We start from the raw sequence: 23065 nt of genomic DNA, 5'->3' as shown, positions 1-23065 counted from the left end.
GGCGCCAAGTAGCAAATTTTCATGATTACACGCTGATTGCCCTTCCCCTCTCCCGAGGATGGCAGGGCTTGCTCTACGCTCTGCGCAACTCCCCTGCATGGACTGCTCCATGACCACCATCCAGATCGCCGACCACGCCGGCATCCGCGAACTTCGTCTGAACCGTCCAGACGTGCACAACGCCTTCGATGACCGGCTGATCGCCGAACTCACCGCCGCCTTGCAGGATGCTGGCCACGACCCGAGTGTGCGTGTGGTGGTGCTGACCGGCGTAGGCGCCAGCTTCTCGGCCGGGGCGGATCTCAACTGGATGCGCGGCATGGCCAAGGCCAGCGAAGCGGAAAACCGCGAGGATTCCCTGCGCCTCGCCGCATTGATGCGCACGCTGCAATTCCTACCCAAGCCCACCGTGGCACGCGTGAACGGGGCCGCTTATGGCGGCGGTGTTGGATTGATCGCCTGCTGCGACATCGCCATCGGCGTGACCACCGCCAAGTTCGGGCTGACCGAGGTGAAACTGGGCCTCGTGCCGGCGGTGATCTCGCCTTATGTGATCGCCGCGATCGGCGTGCGGCAGGCGCGGCGCCTGTTTCTCACCGGCGAAATCTTCGAGGCGGACACCGCGGCACGCATCGGGCTGCTGCACGAGGTGGTCTCGGCCGAATATCTGGACGACACCGTGCATACGGTGCTCAAGCAGCTCGCCAAGGCCGGCCCAACGGCGCAACACGAAGCCAAGCAGCTCGTGTTCGGCATGCACGGCTTGACCGAAGCGGCAGCCGAACGCATCGACCGGGACAACGCCGCCCTGATTGCACGGCTGCGCGTGTCGCAGGAAGGTCAGGAAGGTTTGGCGGCCTTTCTCGACAAACGCGTGCCGGCTTGGACACAAGCTGGCTGACACCACGCTGGCAGCAGGACCGAACTAGGCTGCTGTTCGCAACGCCTTCCATTCACCCATCCGAGATTCGCCATGAAACGCATCGTCAACATTGCCGATATCGAACTGCAGCCCTTCCCGCCTGGCTTCGGCCCCACCGGCGACGCCGCACAGCGTTTCGATTCACGCATGGGGCGCATCTCCATGCAGCTTGGTGCGCAAAAGCTCGGTTACAACATCACTGCGGTACCGCCGGGCAAGCGTGCGTTTCCGCTACACAATCATCGCGTGAATGAAGAAATGTTCTTCATCCTGGAAGGCGAAGGCGAAGTACGCGTCGGTGCGGAGCGGCACCCGATCCGCCAAGGTGACATCATCGCCTGCCCACCGGGCGGCCCGGAAAGCGCGCACCAGATCGTCAACACTGGATCGGTCGAAATGCGCTATCTCGCCGTGAGCAGCAAGCTTACGCCGGAGATCTGCGAATATCCGGATTCCAACAAGTACGGCATCCTGGGTGAATTCGGGCCGGATGCGGAAGGCAAGCCGCAGATGATCCGCATCGTGATGCGCCAGGGTGATACGGCGGATTATTGGGAAGGCGAGTAATACTCCCTTTCCCCGAAAGGGAGAGGGAATTGAAGGATCGTGCTGCGCCGCGCATCGGCGAAACCACACAATTCTGTTAGTTTTATCGGCTCTGCAGCCTCCCCGAGCCCCGCATGTTTGAGCGCGTACTGATAGCCAACCGCGGCGAAATCGCCTGCCGCGTGATCCGCACCTGCCGGCGGCTGGGCATCCACACCATCGCGGTGTATTCGGAAGCGGACAAAGATGCGCAGCACGTGCGACTGGCCGACGAAGCCTGGCCGATCGGCGGACCGCGTCCGGCCGAGTCGTACCTGCGCGGCGACGCCATTCTGGAAGTCGCAAAGACATCCGGCACGCAGGCGGTTCATCCAGGCTACGGTTTTCTTTCCGAGAACACGGCGTTCGCGCGCGCGTGCATGGAAGCCGGCGTCACCTTCATCGGCCCACGTCCGGAAAGCATCGATGCGATGGGTTCCAAAGCTGCAGCCAAGGCGCTGATGGAACAGCACAGCGTACCGCTGGTGCCGGGTTATCACGGCGACAACCAGGACACCGACGTGCTTGCCGAACAGGCACGCAAGACCGGCTTCCCGCTGATGATCAAGGCGGCCGCGGGCGGCGGCGGCAAGGGCATGCGCATCGTGCGCACGGAAAAGGAGTTCACCGATGCGCTTGCTTCCGCGCAACGCGAAGCGGCCAGTTCGTTCGGCGATACGCGCGTCATTTTGGAACGCTACGTCGAACATCCGCGCCACATCGAATTCCAGGTATTTGGCGACACGCACGGCAATGTCATCCACTTGAACGAACGCGAGTGCTCTGCCCAGCGCCGCTATCAGAAAGTGCTCGAAGAAACGCCCTCCCCGTTCCTCAACGCCGAACGCCGCAACGCGATGGGCGAGGCGGCGGTTGCGGCAGCGAAAGCGGTGAACTACGTCGGCGCAGGCACGGTGGAATTCATCGTGGCTCAAGATGGCACGTTCTATTTCATGGAAATGAATACGCGCCTGCAGGTGGAGCATCCCGTCACCGAAGAAACGCTGGGCCTGGACCTGGTCGAATGGCAGTTGCGCGTGGCCGCGGGCGAACCGTTGCCGCTGAGGCAAGATGAAGTCCAGGCACACGGCCATGCGATCGAAGTGCGCCTGTACGCCGAGGATCCTGACCAGAACTTCCTGCCCGGCTCGGGCAAGTTGCGTAGGTTGCGTCTGCCCGCACCTTCCCGTCACGTGCGGTTGGATGGTGGCGTGATTGAGGGCGATGCCGTAACGATTTTTTACGATCCCATGATCGCCAAGCTGATCGTGTACGACGCCGATCGCACGCAAGCTTTGCAACGCCTGCGCGAAGCCCTGGCCGAATGCGAGATTGTCGGGCCGAAATCGAACGTCGCCTTTCTTGAGCGACTGACGCGTCATCCGGTCGTGATTGAAGGTCACATCGACACGGGATACCTCGATCGCCACCTTGATGAATTTCTAACTGGCGATGCGTCACCCTCTGAGCATGTCCTGTTCGCTGCCGCCACCGCTGCGCTGCTTCACGACGAACGTGCGGTGGTCGCCGGCGCGGCGAGCAGCAGCGATCCCCATTCGCCCTGGTCGCGTGCCGATGCATGGCGCGTCGGGCACGCCGGCAAGCGCATCGTTGCACTTTCCTTGCGCGAGCAGCGCTACGAGATCGAAGCGCATGGCCACGACGGGGACTATCAGTTGCAACATGCTTCAGCACAGTGCGAAGTACGCGGCGCGCGCTTTGACGGCGACGCACTCAGTGCACGCTTCGACGGTCAGGGCATACGCTTTGCCGTGCATGCCGACCCGGAACGTATTTCTTTGCACGATGCGAACGGCCAGCGCCACGCCTTTGCGCGCGCGGCTGCGTTTGCATGGGAATCGAAGGAAGGCAGCGGCGGCGACCAGATCGTCGCCCCCATGCCCGGCCGGGTGGTCTTAGTGAAAGCCCGCGCTGGCGATACCGTCGAGGTGGGCCAGGAAGTGCTGGTAATGGAAGCCATGAAAATGGAACTGGCCTTGAAGGCGCCGCGCGCAGGTACCATTGAGAGCGTAAGCGCAACGCAAGGCGAATTTGTGGAAGCCGACGCCGTACTCGTTCGCTTCGCATCGTGACCAGCGCTTGGGTTGCAGGAGTTTCGTATGAACAACTCTGATGTCCGCATCGTCGAAGTCAGCCCGCGTGATGGCTTGCAGAACGAGAAGACCATGCTGCCGCCGGATATCAAGATCGCGCTGATCGACCGGCTTTCCGCCACCGGCTTGAAAACCATCGAAACCACCAGCTTCGTCAGCGCGCGTTGGGTGCCGCAGCTGGCCGACGCGGCAGAAGTGTTTCGCCGTATCCGCAAAGTACCCGGCGTCACCTACCCCGTGCTGGTGCCGAACGAGCAAGGCTATCGGATAGCGCGAGAGGCTGGCGCCACTGAAGTGTCGGTGTTCACCGCCGCGTCGGAAGCGTTCAATCGCGCCAACATCAATGCCTCCATCGAAGAATCGCTGCAGCGCTTCGCGCCCGTGTTACAGGAAGCGAACGCAGAAGGCGTGAAAGTGCGCGGCTACGTATCCACCGCCCTGGGCTGTCCCTATCAAGGCGAAGTGCCGATCGAGGATGTGGTCAACGTGGCCAAGCGGCTGTACGAGATGGGCTGCTACGAAATTTCCGTGGCTGACACCATCGGCGTCGGCACACCCGCCAAGGCACGCGCGATGCTGCATGCCGTGGCGCAGGAAATTCCAATGCGCGCGCTGGCCGTGCATTTCCATGACACCTACGGCCAGGCGCTGGCCAACATCCTCGCCTGCCTGGAAGAAGGTGTGCGCGTGGTCGACAGCGCCGTCTCCGGCACCGGGGGCTGCCCGTATGCGAAAGGCGCCAGCGGCAATGTCGCCAGCGAAGACGTGGTGTACATGCTGCACGGCATGGGTCTGCAAACAGGCATCAATCTGGACATGCTCGTCGCCACCGGCGCATGGCTTTCCGCGCAGCTCAACAAGCCCACTGCGAGTCGGGTGACGAAGGCGCGCACGACGGCGGCTTGACGTCTACGCCCCCTGCCCTCCCCGAAAGGGGAAGGGTCTGTTTCGCACGAAGCTCCATATCTCCGTAAGGCCGTCATTCCCGCGCAAGCGGGAATCCATGTTGTTTTTCGTATCAGAGCAAATGGATTCCCGTTTGCGCGGGAATGACGACCGTGAGGGTTATGCCACTCCCCGAACGGTGGGAGGAACTGTTATTTTTGTACGCATGCCCACCTTCCTCATCCGCCCCATCGAACCGCGCGACAGCGCCGCCGTAGCCGCCATCATCCGCACCGTCATGCCCGAGTTCGGCGCCGACGGTCCCGGCTTCGCTATCCACGATGCCGAAGTGGACGACATGCATGCTTCCTATACACGACCGCGCAGCGCGTATTTCGTAGTGGAGCGCGATGGTCTCGTCATAGGCGGTGGCGGCATCGCTCCGCTGGAAAACGGCGAGGTGGATGTCTGCGAATTGCGCAAGATGTACTTTCTGCCCGAAGCACGCGGCATCGGCGCTGGCGCCGCCATGATGCAGCGCTGCCTGGACGCCGCGCGCAGCGTCGGCTTCAAGCGCTGTTACATCGAAACGCTTACCGGCATGGATGCCGCGCAGGCGTTGTATCAGAAGCACGGATTCAAGGCCTTGTGCGAGCCGATGGGCGGCACCGGGCATTTCGGTTGCGACCGTTTCTTTATTCGGGAACTGTAAAAGCGAGGCATGCCATGGCCAGCCGCGATCCACGCATCGATGCCTACATCGCCAAATCGACCGACTTCGCAAAACCCATCCTGGAACATCTGCGCGCCGTGGTGCACACCGCATGTCCAGAGGTGGAGGAAAGCATCAAGTGGAGCTGTCCGCATTTCATGTACCAGGGCAAGCTGATGTGTTCCATGGCGGCATTCAAGCAACACTGCAGCTTCCACTTCTGGCATGGCAAGGACGTGGTAGGCGAGACGGATACGGACGGCATGGGCCAGTTCGGCAAGATCACCTCCGTCAAGGAGCTGCCGAGCAAAAAAGAGTTGATCGCTTACGTGCGCAAGGCGATCGCTTTACGCGAAGCGGGTGCGACCAGGAAACGCGCCAAGCCAACGCACAAGCCGCTGCTCGAACTTCCCACCGATTTCTCTGCACTACTGAAAAAGCACGCTGCCGCACGCAAGACGTACGAGACCTTCAGCCCCAGCGCGCAACGCGAATACGTGGAATGGATTACCGAAGCCAAGACCGATGCAACACGTCAGAAACGCATCGCCACCTCACTTGAATGGCTGGCCGAAGGCAAGCACCGCAACTGGAAATACATGAAATGATCCGCATCGCCCGCGCCGAGGATGCCGAAGCCGTCCACGCCATCTACGCACCTGCCGTCGACGATACGGCGATTACCTTCGAGACCGAACGCCCCGGCGTCGAGGCGATGCGTCAACGTATCCTTACCCGCTTGCAGCATTATCCGTGGCTGGTATGGGAAGAAAACGGCGAGGTGCTTGCCTACGCCTACGCCACGCGCTTTCGCGAACGTGCGGCCTACGATTGGATCGCCGAAACGTCGATCTATGTGCACGCCGATGCGCGCCGCCGCGGCGTTGCGCGCAAGCTCTATGGCACGCTGCTGGATGTCATGCGTCTGCAAGGGATCAATCAGGCCGTGGGTGTGATTACCCTGCCAGGAGATGTCAGCGTCGCGCTGCACGAAGCGATGGGTTTTACGTCGGCCGGCGTATGGCGCCAAGCCGGCTACAAACTGGGCCGTTGGTGGGACGTCGGCGTCTGGCAGCGCGAGTTGCAAACACCCGCCAACCCTCCGGTCGCGGTCACCGCTTTCTCAGCCCTGCCGGCATCAGCATTGCGCGACCTGGGAACGCAGAGCTAGACGTTCTCAAGCCACGGACTGCCTGCACTGATGTTTCCCCGAACCATGGCGCAAAAGCGCCATGGTTTGCCGATAAGCGCTCCCGCGCTAACGACCGGCGGCAATGATGCTCATGATCGCGCCGGTGGCAACGGCTGCCAGCAGGAAATCACCGTTGTCGCTACGGATGTACTGGTAACCACGCGGCGGTGGATTAAGGCGATAGCGACGCCAGTCGCTCACCACATACCTGCTGCTGCGATAGGTCTTCGGAACGTAACCCCCGCGCTTGTACCAGCCTTCATGCCGACCCTGGTCGTACATGCCGCGATAGTGCTTTGCGGGAGGCGGTGGAGGCGGCCCAGGGCGGTAGGCCTGGGCCAACGCAAATTGCGACGAGACCAGCATCACGCCGCAAAAGGCGATCGCTGCCAACTGTTTCTTCATGGCGTACTCCTCGTAAAAGTGAAACTGCACGGGAATCGCATGGGTTCACGCTCCTTATGGACGACGATGCAATCCATTGATTTGCTTGGCATCGCCTGAAATGAAGGCATGTTCTCGATGCGAAGCGTCAGGATCGCGTCAGCCTCTCGAATGCGGTGTGAATGCCATGTTGAGAGGACTCTTTCCGTTTGGTTTGGATGCAGAAGCCATCCAACGCCAGCAGGCAAGGCGCTGCGCTACCATTGCGGTTTTCGCTTTACGGGACGTTCCATGCAGCTCAATCAAGTCAAAGCCGTCGTGACCGGCGGCGCCTCGGGTCTCGGCCATGCGGTGGCTCAGCATCTGGTGGCCCATGGCGGCCGCGTCGCCCTGTTCGACGTCAATGAAGAGAAAGGCCAGGAAGCGGCCAAGACGCTCGGCAGCAACGCTCGCTTCTTCCGTACCGATGTCACCTCCGAAGAAAGCGTGAGCGCGAATGTTGCCGCGGCTCGCGATGCCTTGGGCGGACTGAACGTCGTGATGAACTGCGCCGGCATCCTTGGCGCCGGTCGCGTGCTGGGCAAGGAAGGCCCGATGGCGTTGAGCACGTTTTCCGCCACTGTAATGGTGAACCTGGTCGGCAGCTTCAACGTTGCCAAGGCCGGCGCGGCACTGATGCAGAACAACGAAGCTGGCGAAGACGGCGAGCGCGGCGTGATCATCAACACTGCCAGCGTTGCGGCCTATGAAGGCCAGATCGGCCAGGCTGCCTACTCAGCATCCAAGGGTGGCGTGGTGGCCATGACCTTGCCGATGGCGCGCGAGCTGTCGCGCTTCGGCATCCGCGTGGCGACCATTGCGCCGGGCATCTTCTGGACGCCGATGGTGGACGGTATGCCGCCGCAGGTGCAGGAATCGCTGGCGGCTTCCATCCCCTTCCCGTCGCGCCTTGGCAAGCCGGAAGAGTTCGCCGCCACCGTGGCATTCATCCTCGGCAATCGCTACATCAACGGCGAAACGATTCGCCTGGATGGCGCGGTGCGACTGCAGCCAAAGTAACAATCGCCCCTTTATTTCCAACTATCGACTCTTCCCATGAAAGCTTCCGACGTCAAGAAAGGCAACGTGGTCGAACACGAAGGCACCGTCTATCAGGTGCGCGACATCGAGCGCAGCTCGCCTACCGCGCGTGGCGGCAACGTCACGTTCCGCTTCACGCTGTATTCCATTCCGGGCGGACGCAAGTTCGACCTCAGCCTGCGCGCCGACGATGATCTGAAGGAAATGGATCTGGTGCGCCGCGCCGCCAACTTCTCGTACATGGACGGTGACACCTACGTGTTCATGGACAACGAGGACTACACGCAATACACGCTCGGCCCTGAACTGGTCGGCGACAACGCTGGCTATATCGTTGAAAGCGTGGAAGGCTATTACGTGCAACTGATCGACGACGCACCCGTGGGCCTGCAGGTGCCGACCAGCGTGTTGCTCACCGTGATCGACACCGCGCCGGAACTGAAAGGTGCCAGCGCCACCAAGCGTACCAAGCCGGCCAAGCTCAACACCGGCGTCGAAATCCAGGTGCCGGAATACATCACCAATGATGAAAAGGTATGGGTGAATACGGTCACCGGCGAGTTCGCCGGACGCGGTTCCGAAAAAACGTTCTGATCCGTTCGCCGCATTTCAGCGGCGGCTTTGAACCATGACAAAACGGCGCCCATCGCGGCGCCGTTTTTTCGTATAACGAGCAGGCGACACGGACGGAGCGGTAAGGCAGAATCGTTGCATTCCGGCATCGTTCCCCGCCATGTCCACCCGAGCCTACTCCCTACGCGCCAGCGTGCTGCAAAGCCTGACTGCGACTAAGCGTCCGGACGTGCCGGCGTGGGTGGTTATCCGCAACACGGCTGCGGTGGTGCTGCCGCTGGCGGTCGGCATGCTGACCGGGCACGAGGAAGCGGGCTTGGCGATCGGCGCGGGTGCGCTCGACACCATGTTCTCCGATCAACCCGGTCCTTATCGCCAGCGCGCGTGGCAGCTTTTCCTCGCGTCGGTGGCGGCGGGGCTCGCTTCGCTGTGCGGCTTCCTGATCGGCGGCAATCTGCCGCTAATCCTGATGGCGATGGCGGCCTTCGGCTTCTTTGGCGGCTTGCTGGTGGTGTTCGGCGTGGACATCGCGCGCGTAGGCATGACCAGCATGATTCTACTGGTGATCACCGCGGCCACGCCCACCACGCTCGACCATGCCTTGATCGGCGCATCACTGATCTTCGCCGGCGGCCTGTTGCTGGCGCTGTTTTCCGTAGCAGCGTGGCCGCTGCAGCGCTACGGTCCGGAACGACACGCGCTGGCTATCGTCTATCGCGGTCTTGCTTCGCTCGCCAAGGAAAACCGGCAGAACCAAGAAGACGTCCCCGCGCTCACCGAAGCCATGACCACGTTGCAGCAAACGCTGCTCGGCCGCCATCGCGCGCACGGTCGCGCGATGGAAGCGTTCGCCGTATTGCTGGAACTGGCCGAACGCCTTCGGCTCGAACTGGTCGCGATGGCGGAATTGCATGGCGCGGCTGGCATCCTCGGCATGTTCCGCGCCGACGCGGCACGCGTGCTCAGCGCGATTGCCGATGCGCTGGAAAGCGGCGATTCGCCGGAACAAGCTGCACGTGCCCTGCAAACGCTGCAAGCCAGCGAGCGTGCCTTGCTGGACAACCACACGCGCAGCGACAGCGTCGCCGCGCACATTCATGCACTCTCTGGCCAGCTCGCTGCGGCCGTGCGCAATGCGAATTGGGCCGGCTCACGTGGCGAGCTGCGCGCGGCGGATGCGGAAACGCGCCTGCCCGGTGCCTTGCGCGGCAGTTCGGCGCTCGCCACGCTGCGCGCCAATCTCACCACGCATTCGGTGGCGTTCCGGCATGCGATGCGTTGTGCGGTTTGCCTGAGCATCGCCTTGCTTGTCTCGCGCGTGTGGCAGTTGCCTCATGGCTACTGGTTGCCGATGACGGCGGCGATCGTGCTGCGCCCAGATTTTGCTGCCACGTTCAATTTCGGCTTGCTGCGCGTGGTGGGCACCATTCTCGGCCTGGTGTTGACCACCGCCCTGCTGCACATCACGCCACACGATCCTTGGGCGCACCTGGCGCTGATGGCAGTGCTGTGCATGTCGTTCCGTTACCTGGCCACTGCGCACTACGGCATTGCCGTGGCGGCGCTGACCGGCACGGTGGTGATCCTGCTGTCGTTCGAGGGCGTGAATTCCGGTACGGCGGTGATGGATCGCGTGATCAATACTGCAATGGGCAGCGGCATGGCCCTGCTCGCCTACGTAATCTGGCCCACCTGGGAACGCGTACGCGCGCGCGCCGGGTTGTCGGACATGCTGGATGCGTATGCGGATTACCTGCGCGCATTGGCGCGTCCGGAGCAGCGCCACGCCCATCGCGAAACACGCACCGCGGCCCGCACGGCACGCACCAATGCGCAGGCCTCGATCGACCGCATGCAGGCCGAACCGGCCACGCCATTGAATCTGCTGGAACTGGCCAACGCTCTCTTTCTCAACGGCAACCGGCTGGCACGCACGACGATGACGTTGGAAGCCCTGCTGCATGACTGCGACAGCCTGCCCGAACAGGTGGAAGTGACGAACTTCTTGGAACGCACGGCGACCCATCTGCACAACCTGGCTGTTGCGCTGCGCAACAACCAAGTGCCAACGCCGGCACCTGAACTGCGCCAATTGCAGCGCAGCCTTTCCACCTTGCTCGCCATGGCGGACGATCGCCCACGTGCCGAACAACTGGTGCGCATCAGCGATCGGCTGGTGGACAACATCAACACCCTGGCGCACGTAGTAGGGCGCGGGCCGCAGGAAGCGGCAGCAGCAGGGGAACGCACCGGCATCGCGAATCGTCAATCGTAAACGGTTACCAACTGTCGCAAGCCGGCCGACTAACACCCTAACTGGCCCCACTCACGGCCCACGACTCCGACAGGCGCTACACTTGCGCCATGCTGAAAATCGACACCCACGCCCACATTCTCCCGAATGACTGGCCCAACCTCGCCGTCAAATACGGCAACGAAGCCTTTCCCGTGATGACCCACAGCGATGGCCGACACCGCATCTACAAGGACGGCAAATTCTTCCGTGAGGTGTGGGATTCCTCGTTCGATCCGCAGTACCGCATCGACGATTACGCCCGCTTCGGTGTGAACGTGCAGGTGATCTCCACCGTGCCGGTGCTGTTCTCGTATTGGGCGCCGGGTTACCAGGCGCTGGAACTGCATCGGCATCTCAACGACCACATGGGCGACATCTGCCGGGATTACCCCAGGCACTACGCGGGCATCGGCACCGTGCCGCTGCAAGCGCCGGAACTGGCCATCCGCGAACTGGAACGCTGCATCGACGAACTAGGCTTGTGCGGCGTGCAGATCGGCTCGCATTGCAACGACTGGAATCTGGACGCGCCGGAGCTGTTCCCGTTCTTCGAAGCGGCCGCCGATCTCGGCGCGGCGATCATGGTGCATCCGTGGGACATGATGGGCGCGACCAGCATGCCCAAGTACTGGATGCCGTGGCTGGTGGGCATGCCCGCCGAGCAGTCGCGCGCGGCGTGCTGCCTGGCCTTTGGTGGCGTGCTGGAACGGCTGCCCAAACTGCGCGTGATGCTTGCGCACGGCGGCGGCAGTTTTCCCTGGACCATCGGCCGCATCGAACATGGCTTTCGCATGCGGCCGGACCTGGTCGCCACGGACAATCCGCGCAATCCGCGCGAATACCTCAAACGGCTGTATTTCGACTCCTGCGTGCACGACCCCGCGGCCTTGCGCTATCTCTTGGATGTGACCGGCGTCGATCGCGTGATGCTCGGCACCGATTATCCTTTCCCGCTGGGGGAGCAGGAGCCGGGCAGCGGCATCGAGTCGCTGCACTTGGACGAACCGACCCGCGCCCGCCTGTTTCACGGCACCGCGCTGGAATGGCTGGGGTTGCCGCAACGTCGCTTCGTTCAAACCACTTATCCCGAGGAACATGCATGAATGTCAGGCGTTACACGGTGGTGACCGCTTTACTTTTATCGGCCAGCATCGCCGTGGCCCATGCCGACGATGTCACCATGGCGTCCGGCAACGTGCATTTCAGCACCCCGTCCAATTGGGTGGGCATCATGCAGGTGGACGGCGACCCGGAAGTGCGTGTGTTTCAGGTGCCTGACCCTTCGCCGAGTGCAAGCAGCACGCTGGCACGCGTTACCGTCACGGTGAAGCAGGTGGCGGATCTGCAGCAATTCAACGACTACGTCAGCAACGCAGTCAGCAAAGCGAAGAACCTGAAGGATTATCAGCCCGGTACGCGTCCGACGAGCGACCAGAACAGCTTCATCTACACCGCCAGCGAAAGCGGCACGCCGTACACCTACGTCGAGCGCTACTGGTTCCGCAACGGCCATGCCATTCAATTGCGCTGCGCGCGCCCTTCGGCCAGCCAGGCCGGGCAAGCCTGGGCTAACACGTTCGATAAGGGCTGCAATGCTATTGCCGTGACGTTGAATACTTGACCTAACACACAGGTATCTGCGCGTTGTTAGAACGCTCGACCTTGCCTTGCCGTCATTCCCGCTTTCTCGGAAATGACGGCGAAGAAAGAGAAACATCGCGCAAAATGCGTAGATATCGAAATACAGCATAAGAACCAAGCTGGGAAGCATTGATGTCCGCACCTTACGAAGCCACCTCCGAATGGGCCCAGGCCCGTGACGCTGCCGATCCGCTGCGCGACTTCCGCAACGAGTTCCTGATACCGCCGCACGAAAACGGCGACAGCCACTACTTCTGCGGCAACTCGCTGGGCTTGCAACCACGCACCGCGCGTGACGCGGTCAACGCGGAACTCGACTACTGGGGCGAACTGGGCGTAGAGGGCCATTTCAAAGGCCGCCTGCCGTGGATGGATTACCACGAATTCGTACGCGACCATCTTGCCGAAATCGTCGGCGCGCAACCCGATGAAGTGGTCGCGATGAATACCTTAGGTGTGAATCTGCACCTGATGATGGTGAGCTTCTATCGCCCCACGCCGGATCGCCACGCCATTCTGGTCGAGGCCGGTGCTTTCCCTACCGATCGCTACGCGGTGGAATCGCAAATCCGCTATCACGGCTTCAGCCCGACGCTGTCGCTGATCGAATTGGAAGGCGATGAACCCAACGGCACGATCTCGATGGCCGCCATCGAACGCGTGCTTGCCGAACACGGTTCACGCATCGCATTGGTGCTGTTGCCCGGCGTGCAATACCGCACCGGTCAGGTTTTCGACTTGAAAGCGATCACCGAACTTGCGCACAAGCAAGGCTGCAACGTGGGCTTCGACCTCGCCCACGCAGTCGGCAACCTACCTTTGCAACTGCACGACAGCGGCGCGGATTTCGCCATCTGGTGCAGCTACAAATACCTCAACAGCGGCCCGGGCGCCGTAGGCGGTGCATTCGTGCACGCACGTCACGCTCGTGCCGCCCTGCCGCGCTTCGCCGGCTGGTGGGGCCACGACAAAACCACCCGCTTCCAGATGGGCCCGGAATTCGAACCCACAGCCGGCGCGGACGGTTGGCAACTTTCCAATCCGCCCATTCTCGCCCTGGCGCCACTACGCGTATCGCTGGAAATCTTCCATCGCGCTGGCATGCAACGCCTACGCGAAAAGTCCCTGCAGCTCACCGGCTATCTGGAATGGCTGGTGCAAACGCAGCTGCCTGACGTACTGGAAGTTGTCACGCCGAAGGAACCCGAACGTCGCGGTGCGCAGCTCTCCATCCGCGTGCTCGGCGGCCGTGCGCAAGGGCGCGCATTGTTCGAGTATCTGATCGATAACGGCATAATCGGTGATTGGCGCGAGCCAGATGTGATTCGGATTTCGCCAGCACCCTTGTACAACCGGTTTGCAGACTGCTTGGCGTTTGCGCAGATGGTCAGGCGTTGGAAAACGCAAACCTGATGCATCATCCTTAAGAAGGATCGTGTAGGTTGGGGTTCGCATATGCTCACCCCAGCCTACAAACCTATCGGCGTGGACCAAGCTTGAACCAAGCCGAAGCTATCTTGCCTGCTTTGACCTCGTAGATAGCGATCACGTCAATCTCGCCTACGCCTTCAGGAAAGTTACGCGTCACCAGTTCCTGATCGACCACCATATTGCCGACCATCATGCGATGGATCAGGCGCCCATGCAGATTCGGCTCTTTGAAGCGCTCGACATGACGCTCGCGGATCTGCGCCGCACCTTGCGCGAGCAATTCCGAAGGAAAAGCGTAGTACTGGCAATCGTCCGCCCACCATTGCATGAAGCGGTCGATATCTTTCGCGTTGTACGCGTCCAATTGCTCCTGCACCGGGCGCACGATGTCCGCCTGGGTCGACTCGCTTTCCATGAATATCCCCTGTTGGTTATAGCTTGCTCTGCGGGTGTCGTACCTGTCCGTCGCCGCGCACGATAAATCGCTCCACCGTCAACGCTTCTGCACCCATCGGCCCATACGCGTGCAGCCGCGTGGTGGAGATGCCGATCTCGGCGCCAAGTCCTAACTCGCCGCCATCGGAAAAACGCGATGAGGCGTTGACCATCACGACAGCCGAACGAATGGCCTGTACGAAGCGCCGCGCCGCTTCATCGTTGCGCGTGGCGATGACTTCGGTGTGATCGGAACCAAAACGCTGGATATGGCCGATGGCCATGCCGAGGTCGTCGACGACGCGCACGGCGAGGATAAGGTCGAGGAATTCAGCGGCGTAGTCGTCATCGGTGGCCGGGCGTATGCCTTCGACCAATGCGCGCGAACGCTCACAGCCGCGCAGTTCGACACCGCATTCCTGCAGCACTTGCACCGCTCTCGGCAGGAATGAGGTGGCGATATCGCGATGCACCAGCAGGGTTTCCAAAGCATTGCAAACACCGGGACGCGATGTCTTGCCATCGACCAATAAGTTCAACGCCAGCGCTTCATCGGCCGATGCATCCACAAACAGATGACATACACCTTTGTAGTGTTTGATCACCGGCACGCGCGCATGTTCGGCAACGAAATGAATCAACCCTTCGCCACCGCGTGGGATCGCCAAGTCCACGATGTCGCTGAGCTGCAGCAGCTCCACCATCGTTTCACGACGAAGGTCTTCGATCAAAGTCACTGCAGCCGTTGGAATGTCGTGCTTTTCAAAGGCCGTATGTAAAGCCGACGCAATCGCCATGTTGGAGTGCAAGGCTTCAGAGCCGCCGCGCAGGATCACGGCATTGCCCGCCATTAGGCATAGCGCCGCTGCATCGGCGGTTACGTTGGGACGTGCTTCGTAGATCATCGCGATGACGCCAAGCGGTATGCGCACGCGTTCCACTTCGAGACCGTTCGGGCGCGTGTCGTGTCGGGTGACCAAACCTACGGGATCGGGCAACCCGGCGATTTCGCGCACAGCAGTGGCAATGCCGGCCAATCTTGATTCATTCAGTCGCAGACGATCGAGCATCGCGCCCTGAATGCCTTTTGCCGTGGCTTGCTGCAGATCGCGCGCGTTCGCCGCGAGAATCGCATCGCGCTGCGCTTCCAGTGCTGCAGCCATATCGTGCAGCAGCGTGCGCTTGGTTTCAGTATCCAGCGCAAACATCGCTTGCGAGGCATCCTTGCACGCCAGGGCCAATGTACGAATCTCGCTCATGCTTCCGATTCTCCTGCCGTTTCAGCACCGATAAGGGTGGCCAGATCATCGCGGTGCACGATTTCCGCGCCGTAGCTGTAGCCGAGCACAGACGCGATATCGCGACTATGGCGCCCCATCAGGCGACGCACTTCCGCCGCGCCGTATTGGCACAGGCCGCGCGCCACAGGCCGGTCGTTGACGTCGACGATTTCGACCAGATCGCCACGATGGAACTCGCCCACCACGTCAAGAATACCGCCGGGGAGCAGCGATGCACGGCCTCCAGCGAGCGCGCGTACAGCGCCCGCGTCGACGCTGATGCGCCCGCTGCCTGCCGGTGCGTGGCGCAGCCAGTATTTGCGTGCCTGCATACGGCTGCCGGCCACGTCGATCAGCGTGCCACGCAGATGGCCTTCTTCTAGCGTCTGCACGGTGACGGCTTCTCGACCGCTGAACAGCGCGGTGGGAATTCCGGCCGCGGCTGCTTTCTCGGCCGCCTGCAACTTGGTGCGCATGCCGCCAGTGCCCACACCTGTACCGCTGCCGCCGGCCATGGCGATGACCGCTGGTGTCAGTTGCGGTACATGGCCGATGGGCTCGGCTGCCGGGTCACGTCGGGGATCAGTGTTGTACAGCGCGTCTACATCCGAGGCGATCAGCAGCAGATCCGCATCGACCAGCGCGGCGACGATCGCGGCCAGGTTATCGTTATCACCCAGCTTGAGTTCGTCCACCGCCACGGTGTCGTTCTCGTTTACCACCGGCAGCACGCCCAGCATCAGCAGCTCGCGCAGGGTAGCGCGTGCGTTGAGATAGCGGCGGCGATTGCGCAGGTCATCATGCGTCAACAGCACCTGTGCGACAGGACGTTCGGACAAGCTCTGCCACAAGGCGATCATCGGCGCCTGACCCAATGCCGCAAGCGCCTGGCGCGCGGCAAGTTCCGGCCCCAGGGCGGCGCGCTCGCGCAACAGCGCACGCCCCGCTGCCACCGCGCCGGAGGAAACCAGCACCACCTCGCGCCCGGCTCGATGACTGGCCGCGATGAATGCCGCCAATGCCTGCGCATAACGCGTTGTCAGGCCACCGCCGTCGGCGGCAAGCAGATTGCTGCCGACTTTCAGCACAGCGCGTCGCCATGATGGCAACGCGTGTTCGGGCAGCGTGCGTCCGGTCATGGCGCGCCTTCCAGAGGCACGTTGATCCGATCCCCATGGCTTTTCGGCGACGACACGGCCACGAAGCGCGCATCCGATGTGCCGTCGTTGCGCACTTGATGCGCACTGCCTGGCGGTACGTGCAGGCCGTTGCCACGATGCAGGCGATGCATCTCGCCTTCTAGCTCGATCGTCACCTCGCCTTCCAATACATAGAAGAACTGGCGCGCTTTTGCATGACGATGCCGCTGCTCGAAGCTCCCCGGCGGCATGCGTTCCTCAATGACGCTGAGGTCGTCCAACGCCAGCAGATGCCAGCCGTCGCAGGATTGTCCCCAGTGATAGTGCTGTGCATTTGCGGTGCTGACGATGGCCATGGAAGTACCGCTATGACGACAAGTTATCGAGGCGTTGCCGCAATACATCCAGACGTAGATCGTGACCCGCGCCCGGCGAAGTACGCGCCGTCAGGCTGGATTCGGGCGTGCGCCCGTGCCCTGCTTCCGAAGCAGCTTGTGCCGCGGCGCGATAGGCTTCGCGGAACGGTACGCCAGCGGCAGCTTGCTCGATCGCGACATCGGTGGCGTACATCGCCGGCTCGATTGCCGCGCGCATCGCCGCCTCGTTCCACTGCATGCGCGCGAGCAGATCCGGCAACAGCTCAAGCGCGGAAAGGCCATGCGTAACGCCCTGGAACAACGAACCCTTGGAGAATTGCAGATCTCGCTGATAGCCGGACGGCAGCGACAGCAGTTGCTCGATCTCGCAGCGCGCCGCGGCAACCGTGGCGTAGGAAGCGCGCAGCAACTCGACGACATCCGGATTGCGCTTGTTGGGCATGATCGAGCTGCCCGTGGTGTATTCCGCCGGCAGCGAGACGAAATTGAATTCCGCCGTCGTGAACAGCGACAGGTCCCAAGCCAGGCGACGCGTATCAAGCAGCGCGCTGCTGAGCGCTTCCATCACCGCCATTTCGAACTTGCCACGCGAAAGCTGCGCGTAGATCGGCGACACCTGCATACGCCCAAAGCCTAGCGCTTGCGTGGTATGCGCACGATCCAGCGGCAGATTGACACCATAGCCAGCGGCCGTGCCGAGCGGGTTGGCATCGATCCATGCCGCCGTCTGCCTTGCGCGCCAAGCGTTGTCGATAAAACCTTCTGCAAAGCCGGCGAACCACATGGCGGTGGAGGAAACCACGGCGCGCTGCAGATGCGTGTAGCCGGGCAGAGGTAACGCCGGTTGCGCGGCGCGTTGCAGGCAAACGTCGGCGACAGCGTGGCAATGCGTTTCCAGCAGCGCTAGTTTTTCTTTCAGCCACAGACGTGTAGCCACCAGGACCTGATCGTTGCGGCTGCGGCCGGTATGCACACGGCGGCCGGCGTCACCAAGGCGTTCGGTCAGACGTGCTTCGATGGCGGAGTGGCCGTCTTCGTAGTGTTCGTCCAGCACGAAACGCCCGGCGCGGAAGTCTTCGGAAAGCACGTCCAGCTCACGCTTGAGGTCTTCCATTTCCTTTGCACTGATCACACCAATATTGGCCAGACCTTCCACGTGTGCCTTGCTGGCGATGATGTCATGCAGAAAGAACTCGCGATCCAGCAGCACGTCGTTGCCGGCAAGGAACTTCATGATTTTTGCGTTGGTTTCGACACCGGCTTTTTGCCAAAGGAGGTCGGTCATACGGAAGTCTCTCTTCTTTGCTCCCTCTCCCCTCCGGGGAGAGGGTTGGGGTGAGGGGTCGATTTTGTGAAGTTGGAAGGTTCAGAGCGTGGCTTTAATGAAGTCCGAGGCCAGCCTTGGCCCCTCACCCCAGCCCTCTCCCCGGAGGGGAGAGGGAGTCAACCGAGTGGAATCGAGATGTACTCATCCACCCCAATCGCCCGATTGATGTTCTGCATCGCCTGCGTCGCCGCGCCCTTCAGCAAGTTATCTAGCGTGGCAACCACCACCAGCCGCTTACCATCAGCCGACAACGCAAATCCGCCGATCTCCGCGTAATGTTTACCGGCAATCCGGCTCACCCATGGCGCTTCGTCCAACACGCGCACCAACTTCTCGTCTTCGAACGCCTGCTGGAAGCGTGCCAGCACGTCCTCGCGCTTCAACGGGCGCGAAAGATAGAGATTGGTGGTGACGGTGAGGCCACGAAAATGCGGCGCCACGTGAGGCATGAATTCCACGGGAATGCCCAGGTGCCGGCTCGCTTCCTTCTCGTGCATGTGCCCGGTGAGCGAATACGGGATCAGGTTGTCGCGCAGCTTTTCAGGATTATTTTTGTCGGACGGCGTAGTGCCGGCGCCCGAATAGCCGGATACGCCGAAGCACACCGGCGGCGCCGCGAGCAGGTCCTTGAGCGGCGCGATGGAAAGCTGGATCGCGGTGGCGTAGCAGCCGGGGTTGCTGATGCGCTTCTCGCCGCGCCATTTGTCGCGGGTGAGTTCCGGCAAACCGTAATACCAGCCGTTGTCGAAGCGATAGTCCGCTGACAAATCCACGATGACCGGATCTTTTCCGGCCGCGTCGAACGCTTCCACGCAAACGGAAGCCTTACCGTTCGGTAGCGCCAGCACCACGACATCGGCATCGAGTGCAGGAAGTTCTTCATGCGCAGGCGAGCTATAGCACAGCTCACCGCGATAGCCCTCGACGTGTTCTTCCACGCGCTGGCCGTTCAATTCGCGCGAGGAGACATAGGCCAGCTCCAACGCCGGATGCGCCGCCACCAAGCGAATCAGTTCCGCGCCCGTGTAGCCGCGTGCGCCGACGATGCCGATGCGTTTCTTCGAAGTCGTCATGCTTGCTCAATCCATCAAGGTCGGTTGGCGCACGGCGCAGTGTTCAACACAGCGCGCGATGGTGTCGAAGCCGTCAAGACCGTACCAGAACACTTTCCAGCGCTCCTGCTTGTAGCAGCCGTCCGACTCGGCGTAATAGAAATGATTGATTTGGTTGCCGTGGCGCGAACGCCAGAACAAGCGTGGATTTTCTTCACGCATCACCAGCCACACGGCACGGCCCAGGCCCTCGCCTTGCGCATCGTCCAGCACAGCAAACTTGTCCAGATAGATCAGACCTTCCACCTCGGTCAGGATCATCGCGGCGCGATAGTTCTCACTGACGTAGATGCGATAGGGCTTGGTGCGCGCGAAATAATCATCTACCAACTTGCGGCCGAAGCTGGATTCGATCAGCGTGCGCATGCGTTCCTGGTCCACGCCTTCCCAGCTTTCGAAGCGGAAGACTTTCTCGCCACGGCGTACAAGCGTGCCCGAGCCCTTATGCGTGAACAGTTCCTTCGCCAGCTCGGAAGGACGCGTGATCGATACCGATGAGGTCAACGGCAGGCTCTGCAGCAGATCGGCAATCTGCTCGATCTTCACCCGCATGCCGCCGTTGATCCACGGCTGCTGAATCAAGTGCTCGTATTCGGTGCTGAGGTTGATCGAGTCGATGATGCGTCCCTGATCGTCCAGCAGACCCCCGGTGCCGGTCAGGAAGATGATCTTGTACGGCTGCAACACGCGCACCAGTTCATTGGCGGCGAAGTCCGCGTTGATGTTGAGGAACTGGCCTTCGTCCGTTTCGCCAAGGCTCGCGATCACTGGAATGGAGCCGGCGCGCAGGCTGGCTTCGATCGGCGCGAGATTGATGCTGTCGACCTTGCCCACCATGCCGTACACATCCTTGTCCAGAAAGCTGGACATGAACACGCCGGAAGGCACCGAGGTGGCTCGCGTGTCCATGGCCTGCAGCGCTTCGACCAGGCGCAGGTTTTCCTGCTGGAACACGCGACGCACGATACCGAGGGCTTTCGGCGAAGTGACGCGCAGACCATTTACCGTCTGCTTGGTGATACCGGCGGCCTGCAGTTCCTCGTCAAGCTGAGGGCCTGCGCCATGTAGCACGATCGGCGTCAGGCCCACTTGCTGTAGGAAGGTGAGCGACGAGGTGAGATCGGAGAGCTCATCGCGCAGCACCGCGCCGCCGACCTTCACCACGGCAAAGCGCTTGGCATCGAGCTGCGAAAAGCGCTTGAGGTATTGCTGGATTTCCTTGGCGCTGCCCATGGCGGACAGTAGCCGCACGATGGTCTGGCGAGTGTTCTTATGCGCTTCCACGGTTCACTATCTCGTAGATGGTTGCTGCGTACGCTTGCAATTGATCCAGCGCGACCCATTCGTCGGCGGTGTGCGCCTGCGCGATGTCGCCGGGGCCGGAGACGAAGGAGATGTAACCGGCTTCGGAGAACAGCGCCGCTTCGGTCCAGAAGTTGACGGCGTTACCTACCGGAATGCCCAGTTCATCGGCGATATCGCGTGCGGCGAGGCGGCGCGTCTCCGCGGTGGATACATCACCCGCTGGCAAGGACATGCCGCGGAACAGTTCTTCGTAGCTCACCGGCTGCGGCTGCACCAAGGTACGGAAGGTTTCCAGCAGCTGATCCGGATCCATGCTCGGCAACGGGCGAAAACCGAAGCGCACATCGGCGGTCGGCGCGATCATGTTCGCCTTGATACCGCCTTCCACCCGACCGATGTTGAAGCGCAAGCCGGTGAGGCCGCCGAAGCGTTCATGCGTGAGGCTATCCACATGATTCAGCGCCGCCGCGCCCCAGCGGATGGCCTGGTGCACAGCGCTGTCGCTAACCTTGATTTCGCCTGAGGCGTGGCCGGCCTGTCCGCTAAAACGCATTTGCACGGAATGAATGCCACGATGCGCCAGCACCGCTTCGCCGCGCGTCGGCTCGGCGACGATCACGGCATCGTACTTGTGCCCTTCCTTGAGGAAGCCGGCGATGCAGCGCGGATCGTTGGCTTCTTCATCGGTGGAAAGCAGCAGAGCCAGATCGCCTTCGGTGGCGTTCGCTACGGCGACCAACGCCGCCGCTGCGCCTTTGATATCGCAGGTGCCAAGCCCGATCGCGCGATCTTCCGTCACTTCCAACACGTGCGGATCGCGCGTCCAATGCGGCGAATCCGGCACGGTGTCCAGATGCACGTTGAACAGGTATTTGGGCCTGCCGCGCACGGCATACAGCGTCACCGCGCCGGCGCCGTAGTCGGTGACCTTGACGTCGAAACCCGGCAACTGCTCGCGCAGGTAGTCGAAGATGCCGCCGGTGCCGATCGAGCGCGGCGGATTGCGCGTGTCGTATGACACGAGCGCGCGAAGATGCGTCAGCGTTGCATCCAGCAAGGTTGCATTCCCGAGGGTCGCACTCATCGGTTGACCTCGGCCCACAAGGTGCTGCTCATGCCGAACAGCTTGATGAAGCCTTCCGCCTCGGCCACGCCCCAGTCCGCCGCCTGCGCATAAGTGGCACCCTTGGCGTTGAGGATGTGCTTGGATTCAATCGCCACCGCAGTGACGAGGCCACCGCTGGTTTCGAGCACGACGTCGCCATTGACCGTCGATTGGCTGGAAGCAAGGAAGGCTTCCAGATCGGTCTTCAGCGGATCGTGGAAGAAGCCTTCGTACACCAGCTCCACCCACTTGCGCGCCACATCCGGCTTGAAGCGGTTCTGCTGCTTCGTGAGCACGGCTTCTTCCAGTGCGCGATGCGCGGCGAGCAGCGTGGTCAAACCCGGCGCTTCGAAAATGATGCGGCCCTTGAGGCCAATGGTGGTGTCGCCGGTGTAGATGCCGCGGCCCACGCCATATTGCGCCAACAGACTGTTGAGCTTGGCGAGCAGCTTGTGGCCTTCCATCTTTTCGCCGTCCAGCGCCACGGCTTCGCCGTTGACGAAGCTGAGTTTCAGGCGCAGCGGTTTGGACGGCCATTCGGAACGCGGCTTGCACCAGCCCACCGCGCCTTCGCCGGGGGCCTGCCAGCGGTCGATCTCGCCGCCGGACATGGTCAAGCCGAGCAGGTTTTCGTTGATGGTGTATGCCTTCTGCTTGGCGCGCACGCCGAAACCCTTGGCTTCCAGATACTTCTGCTCGTAGGCGCGCACTTCGGTGTGTTCTTTCTGGATCTCGCGGATCGGCGCCACGATCTCGTAGTCGCCCTGCGCCTTTACCGCCAGATCGAAGCGCACCTGGTCGTTACCCATGCCGGTGCAGCCGTGCGCGATCACCTTGGTACCCAGCTCAGCGCAGCGCTTGAGTGCGGCATCCACGATCAAGTAGCGGTCGGATACCAACAGCGGATACTGCCCCTGGTAACCCTCGCCCGCCCATACGAACGGCTTCACGAAACCGTTCCAGATCGCCGGGCCGCCATCGACCGTAACATGGCTGGCCGCCTTCAATTCCTTGGCGCGCGCTTCGATATAGGCGCGCTCCTCCGCGTCGACGCCACCGGTATCGGCGAACACAGTGTGCACGGCCCAGCCACGTTCCTGCAGATAAGGGATGCAGAAGCTGGTGTCGAGACCGCCGGAGAAGGCCAGAACGATATCTTTGCTCATGATG

23 protein-coding genes are annotated in these 23065 nt (G+C 61.8%); 13 read left to right on the top strand and 10 right to left on the bottom strand.

From position 1 onward, the window contains the following. Positions 1-109: 109 nt before the first annotated feature. The 7 genes from ISP18_RS07005 (at position 110) to ISP18_RS06975 (ending at position 6389) form a co-directional block, all read left to right on the top strand. Complete coding sequence (locus tag ISP18_RS07005; RefSeq protein ID WP_380008595.1) at positions 110-901, top strand: enoyl-CoA hydratase-related protein; 792 nt, start codon at positions 110-112, stop codon at positions 899-901. A gap of 72 nt (positions 902-973) precedes the next feature. Continuing rightward, positions 974-1489: a cupin domain-containing protein gene (locus ISP18_RS07000; RefSeq protein WP_380008592.1), complete on the top strand. Its 516-nt coding sequence runs from the start codon at positions 974-976 to the stop codon at positions 1487-1489. Positions 1490-1602: 113 nt separating this feature from the next. After that, positions 1603-3600 carry an acetyl/propionyl/methylcrotonyl-CoA carboxylase subunit alpha gene (locus ISP18_RS06995; protein WP_380008589.1) on the top strand — a complete coding sequence of 666 codons (1998 nt, stop codon included), beginning with the start codon at positions 1603-1605 and terminating at the stop codon, positions 3598-3600. Positions 3601-3627: 27 nt separating this feature from the next. Beyond that, a complete protein-coding gene (locus tag ISP18_RS06990; RefSeq protein ID WP_380008586.1) occupies positions 3628-4527 on the top strand; it encodes a hydroxymethylglutaryl-CoA lyase in 900 nt (299 codons plus the stop codon). A 205-nt stretch (positions 4528-4732) separates the two neighbouring features. Then, positions 4733-5218, top strand: coding sequence for a GNAT family N-acetyltransferase (locus ISP18_RS06985; protein ID WP_380008583.1), 486 nt, complete (start codon positions 4733-4735; stop codon positions 5216-5218). 14 nt (positions 5219-5232) lie between these two features. Next, a complete protein-coding gene (locus ISP18_RS06980) occupies positions 5233-5826 on the top strand; it encodes a YdeI/OmpD-associated family protein (RefSeq protein ID WP_380008580.1) in 594 nt (197 codons plus the stop codon). Further along, a complete protein-coding gene (locus tag ISP18_RS06975) occupies positions 5823-6389 on the top strand; it encodes a GNAT family N-acetyltransferase (protein WP_380008577.1) in 567 nt (188 codons plus the stop codon). Before ISP18_RS06980 ends, ISP18_RS06975 begins: the two co-directional genes overlap by 4 nt. An 87-nt stretch (positions 6390-6476) precedes the next feature. Here ISP18_RS06975 and ISP18_RS06970 read toward each other — a convergent pair whose 3' ends face one another. Continuing rightward, entirely contained in the window at positions 6477-6815 is a 339-nt protein-coding gene (locus ISP18_RS06970) for an RcnB family protein (RefSeq protein ID WP_380008574.1), read from the bottom strand. A gap of 270 nt (positions 6816-7085) precedes the next feature. Between ISP18_RS06970 and ISP18_RS06965 the strand changes: the two genes are divergently transcribed. The 6 genes from ISP18_RS06965 (at position 7086) to kynU (ending at position 13797) form a co-directional block, all read left to right on the top strand. Further along, the gene (locus tag ISP18_RS06965) at positions 7086-7853 is read left to right on the top strand and encodes an SDR family NAD(P)-dependent oxidoreductase (protein WP_380008571.1); all 768 of its coding nucleotides are present in this window, start codon (positions 7086-7088) and stop codon (positions 7851-7853) included. 36 nt (positions 7854-7889) lie between these two features. Beyond that, positions 7890-8468 (top strand): elongation factor P-like protein EfpL, encoded by a 579-nt coding sequence (gene efpL / locus ISP18_RS06960; protein WP_380008568.1) that lies wholly within the window; start codon positions 7890-7892, stop codon positions 8466-8468. Positions 8469-8607: 139 nt separating this feature from the next. Next, positions 8608-10722, top strand: a complete 2115-nt coding sequence (locus tag ISP18_RS06955) for an FUSC family protein (protein ID WP_380008565.1) — start codon at positions 8608-8610, stop codon at positions 10720-10722. A gap of 89 nt (positions 10723-10811) precedes the next feature. After that, entirely contained in the window at positions 10812-11846 is a 1035-nt protein-coding gene (locus tag ISP18_RS06950) for an amidohydrolase family protein (protein ID WP_380008562.1), read from the top strand. Beyond that, the gene (locus ISP18_RS06945) at positions 11843-12364 is read left to right on the top strand and encodes a hypothetical protein (RefSeq protein WP_380008559.1); all 522 of its coding nucleotides are present in this window, start codon (positions 11843-11845) and stop codon (positions 12362-12364) included. The genes ISP18_RS06950 and ISP18_RS06945 overlap by 4 nt, the downstream gene beginning before the upstream one ends. 152 nt (positions 12365-12516) lie before the next feature. Further along, positions 12517-13797 carry a kynureninase gene (gene kynU / locus ISP18_RS06940; RefSeq protein WP_380008556.1) on the top strand — a complete coding sequence of 427 codons (1281 nt, stop codon included), beginning with the start codon at positions 12517-12519 and terminating at the stop codon, positions 13795-13797. 64 nt (positions 13798-13861) lie between these two features. On the opposite strand, the gene ISP18_RS06935 is transcribed toward kynU, so the two are convergent. The 9 genes from ISP18_RS06935 to ISP18_RS06895 form a co-directional block, all read right to left on the bottom strand. After that, on the bottom strand, positions 13862-14230 hold the full coding sequence (locus ISP18_RS06935) for a nuclear transport factor 2 family protein (RefSeq protein WP_380008553.1): 369 nt from the start codon (positions 14228-14230) through the stop codon (positions 13862-13864). Positions 14231-14246: 16 nt separating this feature from the next. Next, positions 14247-15509 carry a glutamate-5-semialdehyde dehydrogenase gene (locus ISP18_RS06930; protein WP_380008550.1) on the bottom strand — a complete coding sequence of 421 codons (1263 nt, stop codon included), beginning with the start codon at positions 15507-15509 and terminating at the stop codon, positions 14247-14249. Then, positions 15506-16669, bottom strand: a complete 1164-nt coding sequence (gene proB / locus ISP18_RS06925; protein ID WP_380008547.1) for a glutamate 5-kinase — start codon at positions 16667-16669, stop codon at positions 15506-15508. The genes ISP18_RS06930 and proB overlap by 4 nt, the downstream gene beginning before the upstream one ends. Continuing rightward, positions 16666-17025: a cupin domain-containing protein gene (locus ISP18_RS06920; protein ID WP_380008544.1), complete on the bottom strand. Its 360-nt coding sequence runs from the start codon at positions 17023-17025 to the stop codon at positions 16666-16668. The genes proB and ISP18_RS06920 overlap by 4 nt, the downstream gene beginning before the upstream one ends. Positions 17026-17035: 10 nt before the next feature. After that, complete coding sequence (gene argH, locus ISP18_RS06915) at positions 17036-18331, bottom strand: argininosuccinate lyase (protein ID WP_380008541.1); 1296 nt, start codon at positions 18329-18331, stop codon at positions 17036-17038. Positions 18332-18489: 158 nt separating this feature from the next. Then, positions 18490-19446: an N-acetyl-gamma-glutamyl-phosphate reductase gene (argC, locus tag ISP18_RS06910; protein ID WP_380008538.1), complete on the bottom strand. Its 957-nt coding sequence runs from the start codon at positions 19444-19446 to the stop codon at positions 18490-18492. A gap of 6 nt (positions 19447-19452) precedes the next feature. After that, positions 19453-20718, bottom strand: a complete 1266-nt coding sequence (locus tag ISP18_RS06905) for an acetylglutamate kinase (RefSeq protein WP_380010967.1) — start codon at positions 20716-20718, stop codon at positions 19453-19455. A 37-nt stretch (positions 20719-20755) separates the two neighbouring features. Beyond that, positions 20756-21874: an acetylornithine deacetylase gene (locus tag ISP18_RS06900; protein WP_380008535.1), complete on the bottom strand. Its 1119-nt coding sequence runs from the start codon at positions 21872-21874 to the stop codon at positions 20756-20758. Next, a complete protein-coding gene (locus ISP18_RS06895; protein ID WP_380010965.1) occupies positions 21871-23064 on the bottom strand; it encodes an argininosuccinate synthase in 1194 nt (397 codons plus the stop codon). The genes ISP18_RS06900 and ISP18_RS06895 overlap by 4 nt, the downstream gene beginning before the upstream one ends. Position 23065 lies beyond the last annotated feature (1 nt).

This window comes from Dyella humi (genome assembly GCF_044904605.1).
In the GTDB taxonomy this organism is placed as follows: Bacteria; Pseudomonadota; Gammaproteobacteria; order Xanthomonadales; family Rhodanobacteraceae; genus Dyella_B; species Dyella_B humi.
Note: the sequence above shows the minus strand (reverse complement) of the source record. Positions and strands in the feature narration are given on the sequence as shown.